Below are 16,732 nucleotides of genomic sequence, written 5' to 3'. Positions count from 1 at the left end.
ATACCGCACGGGACTTCACACAACGTCGATGCCAGCGCGTCACAAGACGGGCGACGGTCCGGGGACCGAAGGACTACTGCATCTACATCCGATTCAAACACATGTTCGATCAGCGGTCAACCCCTTGAGTAGGCAGATGTTCGGGTCTTTCGGCCCGGGCGCAGTGCGGCGGAGCCGCCTAGCGTTCTGGCATGACGACCGCGCGGTACGTCCACGAGTGCGAGCCGTCGCGCTGCCCCTGCGACGACGCGAGCTGCACGTTGAGCCGCTACGTCCGGGACGCGAGCGACCTCGACATCACCGCGATGGCGGTCGTGTCCCAGGTCCACCGCGCGGCGCACGCCCTGCGGTGCCACCTCGAGCGCACCGTGCTGACGCCGCACGGGCTCACCTGGACCGGCTGGGTCGTGCTCTGGGTCCTGTGGGTGTGGGGCGAGACGGAGAGTCGCGTCGTCGCAGCGGAGGCGGGGCTGTCGAAGGCCACGCTCACCGGGGTCCAGCACACCCTGATCGGGCGGGGCCTCGTGCAACGGCGGGTGCACCCGGAGGACCGACGCCGCGTGCTGCTGTCGTCGACCGAGGACGGGCGACGGCTGACGAAGCAGCTGCTCCCCGAGCTCAACGCCGCCGAGGCCTGGTTGACCGACGGCATGGACGACCCTCGGCAGCGCGAGCTCGCGCGCGGGCTGCGGACCCTGGTCAAGCGGGCCGAGCAGGGCTGAGCCGGTCGGCGACCCTGGCCAGGAACCCGTCCACCAGGGCGTGGGCGCGGGCACGACTCCGGCTGTCCACGGCCGTCGTCCGCGCGAGCAGGTCGGCCGGGTCGAGACCGAACTCCCGGGCCTTGCCGTTCCCGCCGTTGGCCAACCAGCCCGCGAGCATCGTGCTGGTCAGCTCGGGATGGAACTGCACGCCGAGGTTGCGGCGCAGGACGAACGCCTGCGACGCGTTCGCGTTGCTCGCGATCTCGGTCGCGCCCGGTGGGATCGTCCACGCGTCGTAGTGCCACTCGAACCACGGCCCCGCCGGCACGATGTCCGGCGCGGACGACGCGACGTCGTACCAGCCGATCTCGGGCCGCTCGGTCGGCTGCACGCCGCCGCCGTGCGCCTCGGCGAGCAGCTGGCCGCCGAAGCAGATGCCGAGGACCGGTACGCCGGCCGCGTCGGCCGCGCGCAGCTGGTCGAGCTCGGGGAGGACCCAGCTGCCGACGGTCGCGACGTCGTACGTCGACCACGGCGCGCCCATCGGCACCACGGCGTCGAACGAGGCGAAGTCCGGGAACTCGGTGGTGACGCCGGGGCTGTGGAAGTGCTCCTCGGCGACGACCGGGTGCGTGACCACGTCGTACCCGTGGTCGGCGAAGCGCTCACCCACCGGTCCGATCGGGGAGGCGTGGTCGTGTTGGATCACCAGGACGCGCATGCCGGAACCCTAGACAATCATTCGGACCCGAACAACAGTCAGGGCCAGTCCACGCTGAGGTACTGGGTCTCCTGGAACTCCCGGAGCCCGTCGCGGGCGCCCTCGCGGCCCAGGCCGCTCTGCTTCACCCCGCCGAACGGCGCCGACGGGTCCGAGACCAGGCCGCGGTTGATGCCGACCATCCCGGCGTCGATCCGCTCGCCGAGCCGGATCGCGCGGCCGAGCTCGCCGGCGAAGACGTAGGCCGCCAGCCCGTACTCGGAGTCGTTCACGAGCCGGACCAGCTCGTCCTCGTCGTCCCAGGCGACGACCGGGGCGACCGGACCGAAGATCTCCTCGCGCAGGATGGTCGCGTCCGGCGCGACGCCGGCGAGCACGGTCGGTGGGTAGAAGTGGCCCGGCGCGTCCGGCAGCTGGGCCCGGTGCGAGATGCGGGCGCCCTCGCGGACGGCGAGGTCGACCGCCGCGGTGATCCGCTGCAGCGCCGCGGCGGAGATGACCGGGCCGATCGCCGCGCCGTCCACGGCCGGGCCCACGGTGAGCTTCTCGACCTCGGCGCCGAGGCGGGCGAGGAAGTCGAACGCGACGTCGCTGTGCACGTAGATGCGGTTCGCGGCGGTGCAGGCCTGACCGCCGTTGCGGAACTTGGCGATCATCGTGCCGGCGACGGCGGCGTCGAGGTCGGCGTCCTCGGTGACGACGACGGGAGCGTTGCCGCCCAGCTCCATCGAGGCGTTGAGCACCCGGTCGGCGGCCTGGTGCAGCAGGGCCCGGCCGACGCCGGTCGAGCCGGTGAACGAGACCTTGCGGACCCGCGGGTCCTCGAGCCACGCCGAGACGACACCGGCCGCGTCGGTGGTGGTCACGACCTCGACGACGCCGTCGGGTACGCCGGCCTCCGCCAGGATCCGGGCGACCGCGAGGGCCGTGAGCGGGGTCTCGGCGGCCGGCTTGAGCACCACGGTGCAGCCGGCGGCGAGCGCGGGGGCGATCTTGCGGGTCGCCATCGCGGCCGGGAAGTTCCACGGGGTGACGAGCGCGGCCACCCCGACCGGTCGGTGCGAGACCAGCGTTCGTACGCCGCCGGCCGGCGCTTCGCCGTACTCACCACCGGGCCGGACGGCTTCCTCGGAGAACCAGCGGAAGAACTCGGCCGCGTAGCCGACCTCGGCGGCGGCGTCGGCCAGCGACTTGCCGTTCTCGCGGGCGATCAGCGTGGTCAGCTCGTCCCTGTCGCGGAGCATCAGCTCGTGCGCGCGGCGCAGCACGTCGGACCGGAACCGCGGCGAGGTGAGCGACCACTCCGGGAACGCGAGGGCGGCACGGTCGACCGCCGTCCGGGCCTCGTCGACGCCCTGGTCCGGGACCTCCGCGACGACCTCGAGGGTCGCCGGGTCCTCGACGCGGAACGTCGTCACCGGGTCGCCTCGAAGATCGCGGCGAGCACGTCGAACGCGTCGTGCAGCAGCTCGTCGGAGATCGACAGCGGCGGCAGGAAGCGCAGCACGTTGCCGTGGGTGCCGCAGGTCAGCACGATCACGCCCTGCCGGTGCGCGGCGGAGGCCACCGCCTTCGCCAGCTCCGGGTTCGGTACGTCGGTGCCGGCCTGCACCAGCTCGACCGCGATCATCGCGCCCCGGCCCCGGACGTCGCCGATGCGGGCGTCCCGGGCCTCGATCCGGCGGAGCCGGCCGAGCAGGAGCGCCTCGATCTCCCGCGCGCGGGCGACGAGGTCCTCGGCCTCGATGGTCTCGATCGCGGCGAGCGCGGCGGCGCAGGCGATCGGGTTGCCGCCGTACGTCCCGCCGAGTCCGCCGGCGTGCGGGGCGTCCATGATCTCGGCGCGCCCGGTGACCGCGGAGAGCGGGAGCCCGCCGGCGATGCCCTTGGCGGTGACGATCAGGTCGGGCACGACCCCCTCGCGGTCGCACGCGAACAGGTCGCCGGTCCGGGCGAAGCCGGTCTGCACCTCGTCGGCGACGAACACGACGCCGTGGTCGCGGCACCAGGCGGCGAGCGCGGGGAGGAAGCCCGGCGCCGGCTCGATGAACCCGCCCTCGCCCTGGATCGGCTCGATCACGACGGCGGCCAGGTTCTCGGCTCCGACCTGCTTCTCGATCACGTCGATCGCGCGGCGGGCCGCGGCGACCCCGTCGGTGTCGCCGTCGCGGTAGGGGTAGGAGAGGGGAGCGCGGTAGACCTCGCTCGCGAACGGCCCGAAGCCGTGCTTGTACGGCATGTTCTTGGCGGTCATCGCCATCGTGAGGTTGGTGCGGCCGTGGTAGGCGTGGTCGAACACGACGACCGCCGCGCGGCCGGTGTGCGCCCGCGCGATCTTCACGGCGTTCTCCACGGCCTCCGCGCCGGAGCTGAACAGCGCGGTGCGCTTCGCGTGGTCGCCGGGGGTGAGTCGGTTGAGCGCCTCCGCGACGGCGACGTACGCCTCGTAGGGCGTCACCATGAAGCACGTGTGCGTGAACGCCGCGGCCTGGTGCTGGACGGCCTCGACGACGCGGGGCGCGCTCGCGCCCACGGTGGTCACCGCGATGCCCGACCCGAGGTCGATCAGCTGGTTGCCGTCGACGTCGACCACGATGCCGCCCGCCGCTCCCCGGGCGAAGACCGGCATGGTCGTCGCCACGCCGGGCGCGACCGCTGTCTGCTTGCGCGCCATCAGGCTGCGCGATGCGGGGCCGGGGATCTCGCTGACGAGGCGGCGCTCCTGGGGGACGGTGACGTCGACGGTGGCGGCGGTCATGCGGCCAGTGTCCGGAGCGCCCCCGTATGCTGTCCAATACCGAATCCAGAACAAGTCCATGCCTTGAAGACATGGGAGGTGGCCGGTGCAGCTGCGGCACGTCAGATACTTCGTGGCGACCGCCGACGCGGGCAGCGTGAGCGCCGCGGCCGCGCGGGTGCACGTCACCCAGCCCGCCCTGTCCCGCCAGCTGCGGCTGCTGGAGCAGGACCTGGGGGTGGCGCTGTTCGACCGCAGTGCCGGGCGGCTGGCCCTGAGCCGCACCGGGCGGGCGCTGCTGCCCGCTGCGCGCGACCTGCTGGCCAGTGCGGACGCGCTCCAGCGCCGGGCCGCCTTTCATGCCGGTGGTGGTCTCGAGCGGGTGACGATCGCGGCGCCGACGGTCACGCTCACCGACATCGTGTCGCCGTTCGTGGCGACGATGTCGTCCGACGACCCGGTCGTCGACGTCCTGCAGGGTGACGGGCGTACGACGGCCGAGCTGCTCCGGTCCGGCGCCGACCTGGCGATCGGGACGCAGCGTCCGCCGGCGCCGCTGAGCTCCCGACCGCTGGCCGTGCTCCCGGTGTGGGCCTACGTCTCCGCCGCTGACCCGTGGGCCGAGCGCGACCGGGTCTCCCTGGCGGACCTGTTGACCCGACCGCTGGTCGTCGTACCGCCGGCGTTCGCCGCACGGGAGGCCCTTGACACCGCGGTCGCCGCACGCGGTGCGTCGTACTCGGGGATCGTGGAGGCCGCGAACGGCACCATCGCCCAGGCGCTGGCTGCCTCCGGGCGTGGCGTCGCGGTCGTCTCCGACGACCCGCGCTTCGACCTGAGGCCGGTGGCCGTCGACCTCGACGGTGAGCGGCTCAGCGTCCGCCTGGTGGCTGCCTGGGACCCCCGCAGCGCCGCCGCTGCGCCTCTCGAGAGGCTCGCGCGCCGGCTCGGCTCGTGGGTCGCGGAACGCTACGGGCCCGCCTCACCGAGGTGAGACGGGCCCGTTCGGAGCGAGTGATCAGCTGACGAAGTCGGCGACCGCGTCCTCGTTCTCGTCGTTGCGGCGGACCGCACCGACGACCATCCCCAGGATGAAGACCGTGACCGGCGCCAGCACCAGCACCCACCCGGTCGTGGACAGCCCGAAGGTCTGCGTGGTGGGGTCGACGCCCTCGGCCGTGGTTCCCGCCAGCAGGCCGAAGCGCGCGATGAGCAGGTACGCCGCGCTCATCAGGCCCACGACCGCGATCAGCGGAGCGAGCACCGTGTTCCACACCCGCTTGTCGTCGTTCTCGCGCCGGAAGTACGCGATCACCGCGATCGAGACCAGGATCTCGACGAGCACGATCGCGAGCACCGCGAGGCCGCTGAACCAGTAGAAGAGGTTCAGGATCGGGTCCTTGTCGGTGACCACGAACAGCAGGATCACGGCGAGCGAGACGACCGACGTCGCGACCGCACCCATGACCGGGGCACCCCGGCCGTTGACCCGGTCGAGCGCGCGCGGCAGCACGCCGGCGCGGCCCATCGAGTAGAAGTAGCGCGCCGCGCTGTTCTGGAACGCGAGCAGGCCGGCGAACAGGCTGCTCAGGACCAGCCAGCTCATCAGGTCCGACAGCCAGCTGCCGACGTAGTCGTCGGCGACGGAGTAGATGACCGCGGCCGGGTCCGCCAGCGGCGTGCCGTCGACGCTGGAGATCTCGGCGACCCGGTTGACGACGTCGGCGGTGCCGACGCCGCTCACGACCGCCCACGAGGTGACGGCGAACAGGACCGCGATCAGGCTGACCGCGGCGTACGTCGCGATCGGCACGTTGCGCTTGGGGTCCTTGGTCTCCTCGGCGTAGATGGCGGTCGCCTCGAAGCCGATGTACGACGCGAACGCGAACGCCAGGGCGATGCCGGCGGAGCCGCTGAAGCCGCCGGCGAAGATGTCGGACGGCGCGAAGGAGTCGACGAAGCCGAGGCCGTCGGGGCCGCCGCCCCGGAGCAGCACGACGACCGCGAGCAGCGCCAGCGAGCCGACCTCGATGAGCATCAGGACGCCGAGCAGCTTGGCGCCGATGTCGACCTGGAGCACCGAGAGCACGAGCACCACGGCCCAGGCGATCAGCGCCCAGACCCACCAGGTGAGGTCGATGCCGAGCTTGGCGTCGAACTGGGCGGCGGCGACGCCGCCGAAGAACCCGAAGACCGCGAGCTGCACGGCGAGGTAGGCCAGGAGCGAGACGAACGCCGAACCGACGCCGGGGACGATGCCGAGACCGCGTCCGACGTAGGCGAAGAAGGCACCCGTGTTGCTCACCCGGTGGCTCATCGCGGAGTACCCGACGCTGAAGGCCAGGAGGACGAGTCCGGCCACGAGGTAGGTGCCCGGTACGGCGGCGCCGTTGCCGAGCACGATCGCGACCGGGACGGCTCCGGTCATGCCGACGAGCGGTGCTGCCGCGGCGACGACGAAGAACACGATCCCGGCCACACCGAGCCTGTTCCTGGCGAGCACCTCGTCGGTCGCGAGGTCGGGCGCCGGTTGCAGCGCACCCTGTTCTGCGGTCATGGGAGTGAGGCCTCTCTGCCGTGTGACCTGGATTACGGCGCACACTATTCGGGGCCAAACGATCTTGTCGAGGCTTCGAAAGTAAATCATTCGACTCCGAATGACGCGGTCCGAGCGGGCCTTGACGGGCCCGGGTCCGGCGAATACGTTTGGGGCCAAACGATCGCGTCGACGGAGGGTTCATGCAGGCACACACCGCACCTGTCGAGGGCGTCGTCGTCGACCTGCGGCACTGGATCGGCGGCGAGCGGGTGGCGTCCGAGCGGACCTTCGCCGACGTGTCGCCGATCGACGAGGCGGAGATCGCCCAGGTGGCGGCCGGCGGGGCCGCCGAGGTGGACGCCGCCGTCGCCGCCGCACGGGCCGCGTTCCCGGCCTGGGCCGCACTCCCCGTCGCCGAACGCGCGGCGGTCCTGCGCCGGGTCGCCGAGGGTGTCGAGGCGCGGGTCGAGGACCTCGCCCGGGTCGAGACCCGCGACAACGGCTCGCTGATCCGCAGCCATCGCCGCGGCGTGATGCCGCGGGTCGCCCTGAACTTCCGCGCGTTCGCCGACTTCGCCGAGCAGCGGCTCGGCCACCCCGACCTGGAGGTCCGCGGCCACCGCGAGCGGATCTCGTACGACCCCGCCGGCGTGGTCGCCGTCATCACGCCGTGGAACGCCCCGCTGATGCTCGCGACCTGGCGGATCGGACCCGCGCTCGCCGCGGGCAACACCGTCGTCCTCAAGCCACCGGAGTGGGCGCCGCTGACCGCGAGCCTGCTCGCCGACATCATGCACGAGGCCGGCGTACCGGCCGGCGTCTTCAACGTGGTGCAGGGGACGGGCCTGGACGCCGGTGCGCCGTTGACCGCGCACCCCGGCATCGACCGGCTGGCCTTCACCGGCTCGGTCCCGACCGCCGGCGTCATATCGAAGGCGGCCGCGGAGAACATCGTGCCGTTGTCCTACGAGCTCGGCGGCAAGTCCCCGCTCGTCGTGCTGGAGGACGCGGACCTCGACCTGGCTGTCGACATCGCGGTCGAGCAGTTCGACAACGCCGGGCAGGTCTGTCTCAAGGCCGCCCGGATGCTCGTGCACTCCTCGCTCGTCGACGAGTTCACCGAGCGGGTCGTCGCCATGGCGGCGACGCTCCGCCAGGGCGACCCGCGTGCGGAGGACACGGACGTGTCCGCGTTGATCTCGCGGGCTCACTTCGAGCAGATCCGCGGGTTCGTGGAGCGCGCGATCGCCGACGGCGCGCGGCCGCTCCTCGGTGGTGGGCCGAACGACGAGCTCGGCGGCCTCTACTTCCGTCCGACGGTGCTGGTCGACGCCAAGCCGGACGCCGAGATCATGACCGAGGAGGTCTTCGGCCCGGTCGTCACCATCGAGTCGTTCGACACCGAGGACGAGGCGATCCACCGGGCGAACGACACCCGGTTCGGACTCGCCGCCACGCTGGTCACCGGGAACCGGGAGGCCGCCGAACGCGTCTCCGCGCAGTTGAACGCCGGCACCGTCTGGGTGAACTGCTTCTTCGTCCGCGACCTCGAGGCGCCGTTCGGCGGCAACGGCCGCTCCGGCATCGGCCGCGAGGGCGGCATCTGGTCCTTCGACTTCTACACCGACATCAAGAACAGCGTGTTCAGCCCGTCCGGCTGGAAGGAGTGACCATGGGTGAGGTGGTCGGCGCCGGCCTGCTGGCGCACGTCCCGACGATCGTGCTCCCGGAGGCCGTCCGCCGCGAGCTCAACAACGGCGCGGACACCACCCTGGTGTCCGGGCTGCACCAGCTGCGCCGCGAGGTCTTCGACACCGTCGAGCACGACACGGTCGTGGTCCTCGACTCGCACTGGGCCACGACCGTGGAGTACGTCGTGACCGCCCAGGACCGGCGCAGCGGCCTGTTCACCTCCGAGGAGCTGCCGCGCGGGATGCAGCGACGGCCGTACGACTTCCCGGGCGACCCCGAGCTCGCCCACCTGATCGCGAGCAAGGCCGCCGACCACTCGACGTGGATCACCGCGATCGACGACCACTCGCTGCCGATCTTCTACGCGACCACGAACCTGTGGGAGTTCCTCGGAGCGGGTCTCGACAAGCGCTGGATCTCCATCGGTGTCTGCCAGACGGCGGACGGCGAGGACAGCGTCCGGCTCGGTCGCGCGCTCGGCGAGGCGATCGCCGAGTCCGACCGCAAGGTCATGCTGATCGCCTCCGGAGCGCTGTCGCACACGTTCTGGCCGCTGCGCCAGCTGCGTGACCACGAGGCAGCCGGCCACGAGCACATCTACTCGAACGCCGCACTCCAGGCCGACCTCGAGCGGATCGAGTGGTTCAAGGCCGGCGACCACAAGCGGGTCCTGGACACCATGCCCGAGTTCCTCCGCTACCGGCCGGAGGCGAAGTTCATGCACTACCTGATGATGATCGGCGCGATCGGCGAGGAGGCCTGCACCGCGCCGGCCCGCCAGTACGGGGAGTACGAGAACTCGATCGGCACCGGACAGGTGCACCTGTGGTTCGACCGCCCCGAGGGCGGCTTCCCGCCGGCGAACCAGACGCCCACCGATCCCGACTACGTCCGCCAGACGGGCGGCGCGGGCGCCGACGTGCCCGCCGCCGGTTGAGAGGAACGCCATGACCCTGCGCGAGACGCGCCGCATCCTGCTCGACGGCAACCCCGTCGACGTCGTACGCCACGGCGACACCCTGGTCGCGGGCGACGGCCGCGAGGTGGCGATCGCCGACGCCCGCCATCTGCCACCGGTCACGCCGTCGAAGATCATCTGCGTGCACCTGAACTACATCAGCCGGGTGCGGGAGCTGCTGACGACCCTGCCGCCGGCGCCGACGTACTTCCACAAGCCGGTCTCGGCCCTCAACTCCCACGACGCCGCCGTCGTCCGCCCCGAGGGCTGCAAGTGGCTCAACTACGAGGGCGAGATCGCCATCGTCATCGGCCGCACCGCCCGCAACATCTCGCCGGCCGAGGCGGGCGACCACATCCGCGGCTTCACGGTCGCCAACGACTACGGCCTCCACGACTTCCGCGACACCGACTCCGGCTCGATGCTGCGGGTGAAGGGCGCGGACACCCTCTGCCCGGTCGGTCCCGGTGTCGTCGAGGGCTGGGACTTCCGCGGCAAGGGCATCCAGACCCGCGTGAACGGCGAGGTGAAGCAGGACGGCAACACCGACGAGATGGAGTGGGACATGCACTACCTCGTCGCCGACATCGCCCGCACCATCACGCTCCAGCCGGGCGACCTGCTGCTCTCGGGCACGCCGGCCATCTCGCGCACCGTGTACCCCGGCGACGTCGTCGAGGTCGAGGTCGAGGGACTCGGCACGCTGCGCAACCACATCGTGACCGGACCGACCCCGATCCGCACCGACGTCGGCGCCCAGCCCACCGAGTCCGAGGAGGTCCTGTCGACCGCCCAGGGCGGCGACTGGGAGTTCCGCGGCATCCGCAAGCCCAAGCCGGCGGCACACTGATGACCACCGATCACGTCGGGACGACCGACTGGGCGGCCCGCGCCGCCGACCTGACGACCCCGGGCGGGATCTTCGTCGGGGGCGAGTTCCGTGCGGCCGCGGGCACCCGCGCGATCGTGACGCCACGCGACGGGTCGACGCTCGGCGAGCTGGCCTGGGCCGACGCGGCCGACGCCGACCGCGCGGTCGCCGAGGCACGCCGTGCCTTCGACCACGGCCCCTGGCCGCGGCTGCACCCGCGAGAGCGCGGCGAGATCCTCCAGGCCTTCGCCGCGCTGGTCGACCGGCACCGGGACGAGCTCGCGCTGCTGATCAGCCTGGAGATGGGCAAGCCCATCCGGATCGCGCACGAGATCGAGCTGCGCGCGCTGGTCCGGACGCTGCGCTACTACGGGGAGCTCGCCGACAAGGAGCACGGCGAGATCACCCCCACCACCGAGGGGGACCTCTCCCTGGTCACCCGCGAGCCGGCTGGCGTGGTCGCGGCCGTCGTGCCGTGGAACTTCCCCCTCACGCTGGCGGGCTGGAAGATCGGCCCGGCCCTCGCCGCGGGCTGCACGGTCGTGCTCAAGACCGCCGAGCAGTCGCCGCTGTCGATGCAGCGGGTCGCCGAGCTGGGCATCGAGGCCGGCCTGCCGGCCGGCGTCCTCAACGTCCTCAGTGGCGACGGGGCCGTGGTCGGCCGGGCGCTCGGCGAGCACCACGACGTAGACATCCTGACGTTCACCGGCTCCACCGCCGTCGGACGCCACTTCCTGCGCTACTCCGCCGACAGCAACCTCAAGCGGGTCTACCTCGAGCTCGGCGGCAAGTCGCCGAACATCATCCTCCCCGACGCCCCGGACCTCGACGCGGCGGCGGACACCGCGGCGTGGGCGATCTTCTTCAACACCGGCGAGATGTGCACCGCCGGCTCGCGACTGGTGGTGCACCGCGAGGTCGCCGACCAGGTCGTGACCCGCATCGTGGAGACGTCGGCGCAGTGGGCGCCCGGCGACCCCCTCGACCCGGCGACGAGGATGGGGCCGGTCGTCGACGAGCGCTCGCTGCAGCGGATCCTCGGCCAGCTGGACGAGGGCGTGGCGGCCGGGGGAGAGGTCCGGGTCGGAGGCCGCCGGGCTCGCAGTGACAGCGGTGGTCCCTACCTCGAGCCCACCGTCGTGACCGGCCTCGCGCCCGACAACCTGCTGGTCCGCGAGGAGCTGTTCGCCCCGGTGCTCTCGGTGCTCGAGGTGGCCGACGAGGACGACGCGGTGCGAGTCGCCGGCGACACGCCGTACGGGCTGGCCGCGGCGGTGTGGACGTCGGACCTCGGGACGGCCCATCGCGTCTCGCGGAGGCTGAAGGCCGGCACGGTCTGGGTCAACTGCTACGAGGAGGGCGACCTCAGCGTGCCGTTCGGCGGCGTGAAGCTCTCCGGCTTCGGCCGGGACAAGTCCCGGCACGCGCTGGACGAGTACACCGACCTGAAGACGACCTGGGTCCACTATGGGTGAGCGCCGCCCGCGCGTCGCGATCCCCGCGCGCTTCTCCACCAGCGCCTCGGCGCTCCGGTACGCCGCCGAGGTGACCTCGCGCAACCTGGTCGAGGCCGTGTGGGCCGCCGGCGGCGAACCGCTGGTCCTGCACCCGCACGCGCCCGGCGGCGTCGCCGACGACGCCGAGGTGGCCGCCCGGCTCGAGGTCGCGGACGGCGTGCTGCTGCCCGGTGGTGGAGACCTCGGGGCGCACTGGAGCGGCCAGGACGCCCACCCCGCGCTGTACGACGTGGACGACGAGCAGGACGCCTTCGACCTCGCCGTCGCCCGGGTCTGCCTCGACCGCGGCATCCCGCTGCTCGCCGTGTGCCGCGGCCTCCAGGTCGTCAACGCCGCGCGCGGCGGCACGGTCGTGCAGGACATGGACGAGGCCTACGGCGAGATGAGGCACCACCGGCACCGGGTGCACGCCATCGCCGTCGACGAGGGCACTCTCCTGGCCGCTGTCGTCGGCGACAAGGTCGAGTCCTCGTGCTACCACCACCAGTGCATCGCCTCCCTCGGCGACGGCATGGTCGTCACCGCCCGCTCCGAGGAGGGCGTCATCGAGGGCGTCGAGATGCCGACCGCGCCCGGTTGGTTCCTCGGCGTCCAGTGGCACCCCGAGGACACGTGGGCCACCGACGAGCAGCAGCTCGCGGTCTTCGCGTCCTTGGTCGAAGCCGCTCGCTGACGGTGGTTGAGGAAGGCGCCCTGGCGCCTGTCTCGAAACCACCGCGCGGGGCCGGCAGGCTGAGCCACTCCGTCGCGCCTGGCCCTGGTCGACCGTCAGCCCCCGCCGGCGGGCATTCCGCCCAGATTGACGCTTCTCATGGCCTCCGAGGCGACGCGCAGACGGTTGCCTCGAGCTTCGCGGACGTTCTAGAATCCGTAGAGATGTCTTCTGGTATCGAATGCCTTGTGACCGCCCTCGAGGAGGTCCTCCGCAGCTCGCATCACGGCCTGTTCGTCAAGTGATCCAGTGCGCTCGTCGCTCACCTGCGCGCGCTGGCCATCCGCTTCGAGGGTCACAATGAGCTCGGCGTCACCTAGTACTGGAACATTGGCGTTGTGAGTGCTGACAATGATCTGCCGCTCACCCTTCAACTGACGTAGATGTCTCACGATGCCAGCGTAGATGAAGCGGTTGTCCAGGTCGTCTTCTGGTTGGTCGATGATCAACGGACTCTTGGACACGCGTAACAGCAAGAGCAACAGGGCCGTCGCGCGCTGACCCTTCGACAGCGCCTCCAATGTCTTGTAGGCGCCCGGCTGTCCCTCATCGGCGACGTTCAGCGATACCTCGACAGCTCTCTCGACGACGACTTCCTCCAACTCACGAAGGAACCGTTCCCCGGCGCTTTCGATTGCTCCGACCTGGGCTGCAGAAAAGCCGTAGGCGGCACTTAGGTTCCGCGAGCGCGCGTCCTGGACAAACTGCCGGGGCGAAAAGTCCGCTCGTGCAATCAGTTCCAAAAGCGCCTTCCGACTGTTGGCGACGTTGCGTTCAACAATCAGATCCAACTGAGCGTGATCAGTAGATTCCACCGGCTTCGCGCGGACGACTCCAACGGTCGCATTATTGGCCGCTGTCACCGCGCGACCTAAGTGTCGCCGAGCCTCCGTCTCTGCCTCCTCGAGTTCGTCGAGAAGGCTCATCCGCTCCTCTAGCAAGGTGCCTCGTCGACTAGCCAGCACCTCGCGCTGCGAGGAGCGGGCGGCGAGGTGAGTCAGGCGTTCTTGCGTTGCGATCAACCGATCGGGATCATGTCCTTCGGCCTTCAGTTCGCGGACCACTTCAGCGTGCTCGGCCCGCTTAGGTTCCGAGGCACTCGCGAGACGCAGCTGGATGTCTTCGAGCTGTCGGTCAGCCGTCGCGACCGCCTCGAGCAGACCGTTCAGTGCCGATTCAATCGTGTCGGCCAGTTGACGGGAGACAGTTTCTGCCTCTTGCAGAAGCTCTCGCTCTGGCGAATCCTGCAGACCCTCGTACGCTCCTCGGAGCGTGCCGACAAGATCGCCCTCGACCAGCTCGCCGACGGACGCCGATGCCGAGTCAACGCGCACGCGCGCTTCCCTGAGAGTCGCTTCATCCTGACTCAGTCGTTGTTGAGCGGCCAGGCGGTCGGTCCAGTCGGCCTGGTCGAACTGCGCGACAGTTGCCTGCAACCGCCCCATTTCGGCAAGTTCTTCCTCGAGTTCTGCCTGTTCAAGCTCGACGGTCTCGAGGCGGTGCCGATTGTCGCTTAGCCGAGCCCGGAGCTCATCGAGTGTCTGCGGTGGGGTGTCCTCCGAGAACCGCGTGATCAGTCGGGCGACGTTGGCCGGCTGCTCGGCCACCTCCGCAAGTTCGTGCTGCCCGAAGATCTCGACGCTACCCGTCACATCCTGGGGACGCAGATCCGTGGGCGAACCGGACGCGTCGAGTACCACGGGCGGGTCTGGGACGGTTCTCCGAATCGTGTAGCGGCTAGGGACGGGACTGACGGCGTCGACCGTGAGGTTGACGATCGTCCCCCGCTCGAGAACCTGAGCAATGACGGTCTCGTGATCCCGTCGTGCTGCGACTCCAAGTGGCTTGAGGTCCAACACGTAGCGCAGACTCTCGATGGCCGTCGACTTTCCCGTGCCACGCCCTCCGATGAGCGCCGTCAGGTCATCGGAGAAGTTGACCACCTGACCGTCCAAGTAGCCGCCCGTCCACGAGAGGGATCGCAGCAGCAGACGAGGCCGTGACGCCGGGTTCTCGCGACGAATCCGGGTCTCCGGGGTCCTCACCGCAAGCCTCAACCCTGCCAGTCCAACGCTGCTCATCTTGAACCACGTCGTTCCGCCCGACTCAGCCAATCGGTCGGGATGCGAGATGTCATCGCAGTAGACCATCGCAAGCTCATGCTCCCGCTCGAACGGCGGGCGACCGGCGAACACGCCTTCCTGATCTGGCGCAGGGTCGTGGCCAGGGGATACCGCGACGGCGTGCAGGTCGTCGTGCTTGACCAGCGTGGCAAGCGGTTGGCCGCTGAAGACGGACAGCATTCCTCGCGGCGACGTGTTCGCGTGTGCGGGGATCACGAGGGCCCCTCGACGAGTCATGTTGGTGAGAATGTCCGAGAAGGAGTCCCCCGTGGTTCCGCTCTGACATCCCGGGGTGATACCGCGGCCGCATTGCCCGATCGCGGCGTTGATGTCGGCGAACGGAGTTCCCGCGTCAAAAATGACGAGGAGATGGATGCCTTCGCTCGTATTCGCTTCGAAGCCTGGGAGCACGACGATGCCGCGTTCGGTTGCGGCAGCCGCGAGGGCCTCTGCCGTGTCGACAGCCCAGTGATCGGTGATTGCCAGAAGGCGAACGTCCTCGGCGGCACACTGTTCCAATAGAGCTTCATTATAGGCAGCCTCGTCCTCGAAGTGCTGTCGCGGACCTGAAGCACCCTTGTAATCGAATGGGTTTACCTGCAGCGCCGCGCGCACCCAAGCCGCCCCCCGCGCTTGCTCGCGCTCCGCGGTCATGGTGCTCCTTCCGAGCGGTGCTTCATCGGTCCTTCGTGGCGCCAAAGTTAGTCGACGACAGTGATTCTGGGCGCGAGATCGAGACCAAGAGCCAAGTCGACACAAGCAGCCCCGAGGCGAACCCGCGGCTCGTCGACGCTGCTCAAGGACGGTTCCGCCAGAGCAAGCCGCGAAAGTCGGCCTGGACGCGACCTCAAGTGCGGTATCCGCTGTTCCACTCGCGGTACGTGCGCGGTCGACTACCCTCCATCAAGTGACCAGGCTGAGCCACGAGTTGCCGTTCGGATACGAAGCGTTCAGCGCTTGGTACGAGTCCCTTCGACGCAGCGCTCTCGAACCCGCTCGGCAGACGTTCTGCCGCATACTCACCGACGAAATCAGCAGGGTTGAGGTCGAGTTTGGTCCCGGCCGCTTCCGAGCGCCCCAAAGTCGCCTCAAGGATCCGGTTCGGCTTTGGGCGAAGCTGCACCTCCCGAAGTATCGCAACCGCATCACCGCACTCGATGCGATATCGGAGGTAATCGACGATCTAGTCGGCGTGCGGATCGTATGCACAAACAAGTCCGACGTGGCAAAGATTCGGAGAGTTCTCGATGACTTGGTCAGGCTGCCTGCTGAAAGGAGCGAGCCCGATTTCGGCGTAGCCGTCGAAGAAGGATCGGATCGCGACTACATACGGGAGCCTAAGGACTCCGGTTACCGCGCGTATCACTTGAACCTTCTGACTGGCGTCCCAAGGATCGGCGGCACGACGATCGTGAAGGGCGAACTGCAGGTCCGGACGCTCCTGCAGGACGGCTGGGGTGAGCTCACGCACGAGGATACATACAAGCCAGGCCAGGAGGTGCCTGGCTTGGTCAGCCTCTTGTCACTGCGGATGGGCGAGTTGCTCGCAACAGTCGATGACATAGCTGAAGACATCCAGGGAGAACTCGCGCGGATATCGCAAGAGGCCGTGACGGATACCGTCTCCGCACCCGAAACCGCACCAGTCCTCCCCGTCATTCCCACCGGAGTTTCGGCCGAAATTGTTCTTGCGGAAGCAGCTCGGCTCGTATCGCTTCTTGACCGGCCCACGCCACTTGCCCAAATATCGACCCAATTGCGGGCAACTTTCGGTCCCCAGGTGAGCACAGACTGGCTCGGATATGGAACGTTCAAGAACTTCCTGCTCCAGGCAGTCCCGGACATCCACGTCGTACCCAAGGGTCCCAGCTACATCATCCCGCCGGGCGCCGAGCCCGATGACAGTTGGCCGACGAGCCTCCGACCGTCTTAGATGCATCAACGTCTCCTGCGTCATTCCGCCGAGTCAGCCGCTGCGAAGACGGGCACTCGCATGGGCGGTGGGGGCCTCGGCGACGCACGCTGCTCGACCACCGTGGGGTCTGGTGGTTTCGAGGCTCGGCGCTAGCGCGCCTCCCACCTCAACCACCGAGACGGTGAAGCGCCCCAGGTTCTCTGCCGCTCCTATGCGGGTTGCGGCTCTCGGTTGAGGGTCGCG

The 16,732-nt window shown here is 69.9% G+C and carries 13 protein-coding genes; 8 read left to right on the top strand and 5 right to left on the bottom strand.

Features of this window, described 5'->3' with window-relative positions:
• The first annotated feature begins 191 nt into the window (after positions 1–191).
• Positions 192–722 (top strand): MarR family winged helix-turn-helix transcriptional regulator, encoded by a 531-nt coding sequence (locus ABD086_RS24715; protein ID WP_343911255.1) that lies wholly within the window; start codon positions 192–194, stop codon positions 720–722.
• Here ABD086_RS24715 and ABD086_RS24710 read toward each other — a convergent pair.
• Genes ABD086_RS24710 through gabT form a run of 3 tightly spaced genes read right to left on the bottom strand, consistent with a single transcriptional unit; the run spans position 700 to position 4,183 of the window.
• Entirely contained in the window at positions 700–1,425 is a 726-nt protein-coding gene (locus ABD086_RS24710) for a type 1 glutamine amidotransferase (RefSeq protein ID WP_343911253.1), read from the bottom strand. The two genes, ABD086_RS24715 and ABD086_RS24710, sit on opposite strands and share 23 nt — an antisense overlap.
• A gap of 38 nt (positions 1,426–1,463) precedes the next feature.
• Positions 1,464–2,843 (bottom strand): NAD-dependent succinate-semialdehyde dehydrogenase, encoded by a 1,380-nt coding sequence (locus ABD086_RS24705; protein WP_343911251.1) that lies wholly within the window; start codon positions 2,841–2,843, stop codon positions 1,464–1,466.
• On the bottom strand, positions 2,840–4,183 hold the full coding sequence (gene gabT, locus ABD086_RS24700) for a 4-aminobutyrate--2-oxoglutarate transaminase (RefSeq protein WP_343911249.1): 1,344 nt from the start codon (positions 4,181–4,183) through the stop codon (positions 2,840–2,842). The genes ABD086_RS24705 and gabT overlap by 4 nt, the downstream gene beginning before the upstream one ends.
• Before the next feature lie 85 nt (positions 4,184–4,268).
• Between gabT and ABD086_RS24695 the strand changes: the two genes are divergently transcribed.
• Positions 4,269–5,156, top strand: coding sequence for a LysR family transcriptional regulator (locus ABD086_RS24695; protein ID WP_343911247.1), 888 nt, complete (start codon positions 4,269–4,271; stop codon positions 5,154–5,156).
• A gap of 24 nt (positions 5,157–5,180) precedes the next feature.
• On the opposite strand, the gene ABD086_RS24690 is transcribed toward ABD086_RS24695, so the two are convergent.
• Complete coding sequence (locus ABD086_RS24690) at positions 5,181–6,719, bottom strand: APC family permease (RefSeq protein WP_343911245.1); 1,539 nt, start codon at positions 6,717–6,719, stop codon at positions 5,181–5,183.
• A 182-nt stretch (positions 6,720–6,901) separates the two neighbouring features.
• Here ABD086_RS24690 and ABD086_RS24685 point away from each other — a divergent pair, with 182 nt between their 5' ends.
• From ABD086_RS24685 to ABD086_RS24665, 5 genes are read left to right on the top strand one after another with little or no spacing between them, the layout of a single operon-like run.
• Positions 6,902–8,371, top strand: a complete 1,470-nt coding sequence (locus ABD086_RS24685; RefSeq protein WP_343911243.1) for an aldehyde dehydrogenase — start codon at positions 6,902–6,904, stop codon at positions 8,369–8,371.
• 2 nt (positions 8,372–8,373) lie between these two features.
• Positions 8,374–9,330, top strand: a complete 957-nt coding sequence (locus ABD086_RS24680) for a DODA-type extradiol aromatic ring-opening family dioxygenase (protein WP_343911241.1) — start codon at positions 8,374–8,376, stop codon at positions 9,328–9,330.
• A 10-nt stretch (positions 9,331–9,340) separates the two neighbouring features.
• Positions 9,341–10,201 carry a fumarylacetoacetate hydrolase family protein gene (locus tag ABD086_RS24675; protein ID WP_343911239.1) on the top strand — a complete coding sequence of 287 codons (861 nt, stop codon included), beginning with the start codon at positions 9,341–9,343 and terminating at the stop codon, positions 10,199–10,201.
• Positions 10,201–11,697 (top strand): aldehyde dehydrogenase family protein, encoded by a 1,497-nt coding sequence (locus tag ABD086_RS24670; RefSeq protein WP_343911237.1) that lies wholly within the window; start codon positions 10,201–10,203, stop codon positions 11,695–11,697. The genes ABD086_RS24675 and ABD086_RS24670 overlap by 1 nt, the downstream gene beginning before the upstream one ends.
• Positions 11,690–12,412: a gamma-glutamyl-gamma-aminobutyrate hydrolase family protein gene (locus ABD086_RS24665; protein WP_343911235.1), complete on the top strand. Its 723-nt coding sequence runs from the start codon at positions 11,690–11,692 to the stop codon at positions 12,410–12,412. The genes ABD086_RS24670 and ABD086_RS24665 overlap by 8 nt, the downstream gene beginning before the upstream one ends.
• A 188-nt stretch (positions 12,413–12,600) precedes the next feature.
• Here the strand turns inward: ABD086_RS24665 and ABD086_RS24660 are convergent, their stop codons facing one another.
• Positions 12,601–15,228 (bottom strand): TrlF family AAA-like ATPase, encoded by a 2,628-nt coding sequence (locus ABD086_RS24660; RefSeq protein WP_343911233.1) that lies wholly within the window; start codon positions 15,226–15,228, stop codon positions 12,601–12,603.
• Positions 15,229–15,481: 253 nt separating this feature from the next.
• On the opposite strand from ABD086_RS24660, the gene ABD086_RS24655 reads away from it, so the two are divergent.
• A complete protein-coding gene (locus tag ABD086_RS24655) occupies positions 15,482–16,507 on the top strand; it encodes a GTP pyrophosphokinase (RefSeq protein ID WP_343911231.1) in 1,026 nt (341 codons plus the stop codon).
• Positions 16,508–16,732 lie beyond the last annotated feature (225 nt).

The sequence above is a fragment of the Nocardioides aquiterrae genome (assembly GCF_039526625.1).
Classification (GTDB): Bacteria; Actinomycetota; Actinomycetes; order Propionibacteriales; family Nocardioidaceae; genus Nocardioides; species Nocardioides aquiterrae.
The sequence above is the reverse complement of the archived record's forward strand: the minus strand, read 5'-3'. Positions and strand labels throughout refer to the sequence as shown.

Excerpts from the sequence above, each read along its gene's own strand:
- ABD086_RS24715 (WP_343911255.1), top strand. The coding sequence starts at position 192 with ATGACGACCGCGCGGTACGTCCACGAGTGCGAGCCGTCGCGCTGCCCC.
- ABD086_RS24710 (WP_343911253.1), bottom strand. The coding sequence starts at position 1,425 with ATGCGCGTCCTGGTGATCCAACACGACCACGCCTCCCCGATCGGACCG.
- gabT (WP_343911249.1), bottom strand. The coding sequence starts at position 4,183 with ATGACCGCCGCCACCGTCGACGTCACCGTCCCCCAGGAGCGCCGCCTC.
- ABD086_RS24690 (WP_343911245.1), bottom strand. The coding sequence starts at position 6,719 with ATGACCGCAGAACAGGGTGCGCTGCAACCGGCGCCCGACCTCGCGACC.
- ABD086_RS24685 (WP_343911243.1), top strand. The coding sequence starts at position 6,902 with ATGCAGGCACACACCGCACCTGTCGAGGGCGTCGTCGTCGACCTGCGG.
- ABD086_RS24680 (WP_343911241.1), top strand. The coding sequence starts at position 8,374 with ATGGGTGAGGTGGTCGGCGCCGGCCTGCTGGCGCACGTCCCGACGATC.
- ABD086_RS24675 (WP_343911239.1), top strand. The coding sequence starts at position 9,341 with ATGACCCTGCGCGAGACGCGCCGCATCCTGCTCGACGGCAACCCCGTC.
- ABD086_RS24670 (WP_343911237.1), top strand. The coding sequence starts at position 10,201 with ATGACCACCGATCACGTCGGGACGACCGACTGGGCGGCCCGCGCCGCC.
- ABD086_RS24665 (WP_343911235.1), top strand. The coding sequence starts at position 11,690 with ATGGGTGAGCGCCGCCCGCGCGTCGCGATCCCCGCGCGCTTCTCCACC.
- ABD086_RS24660 (WP_343911233.1), bottom strand. The coding sequence starts at position 15,228 with ATGACCGCGGAGCGCGAGCAAGCGCGGGGGGCGGCTTGGGTGCGCGCG.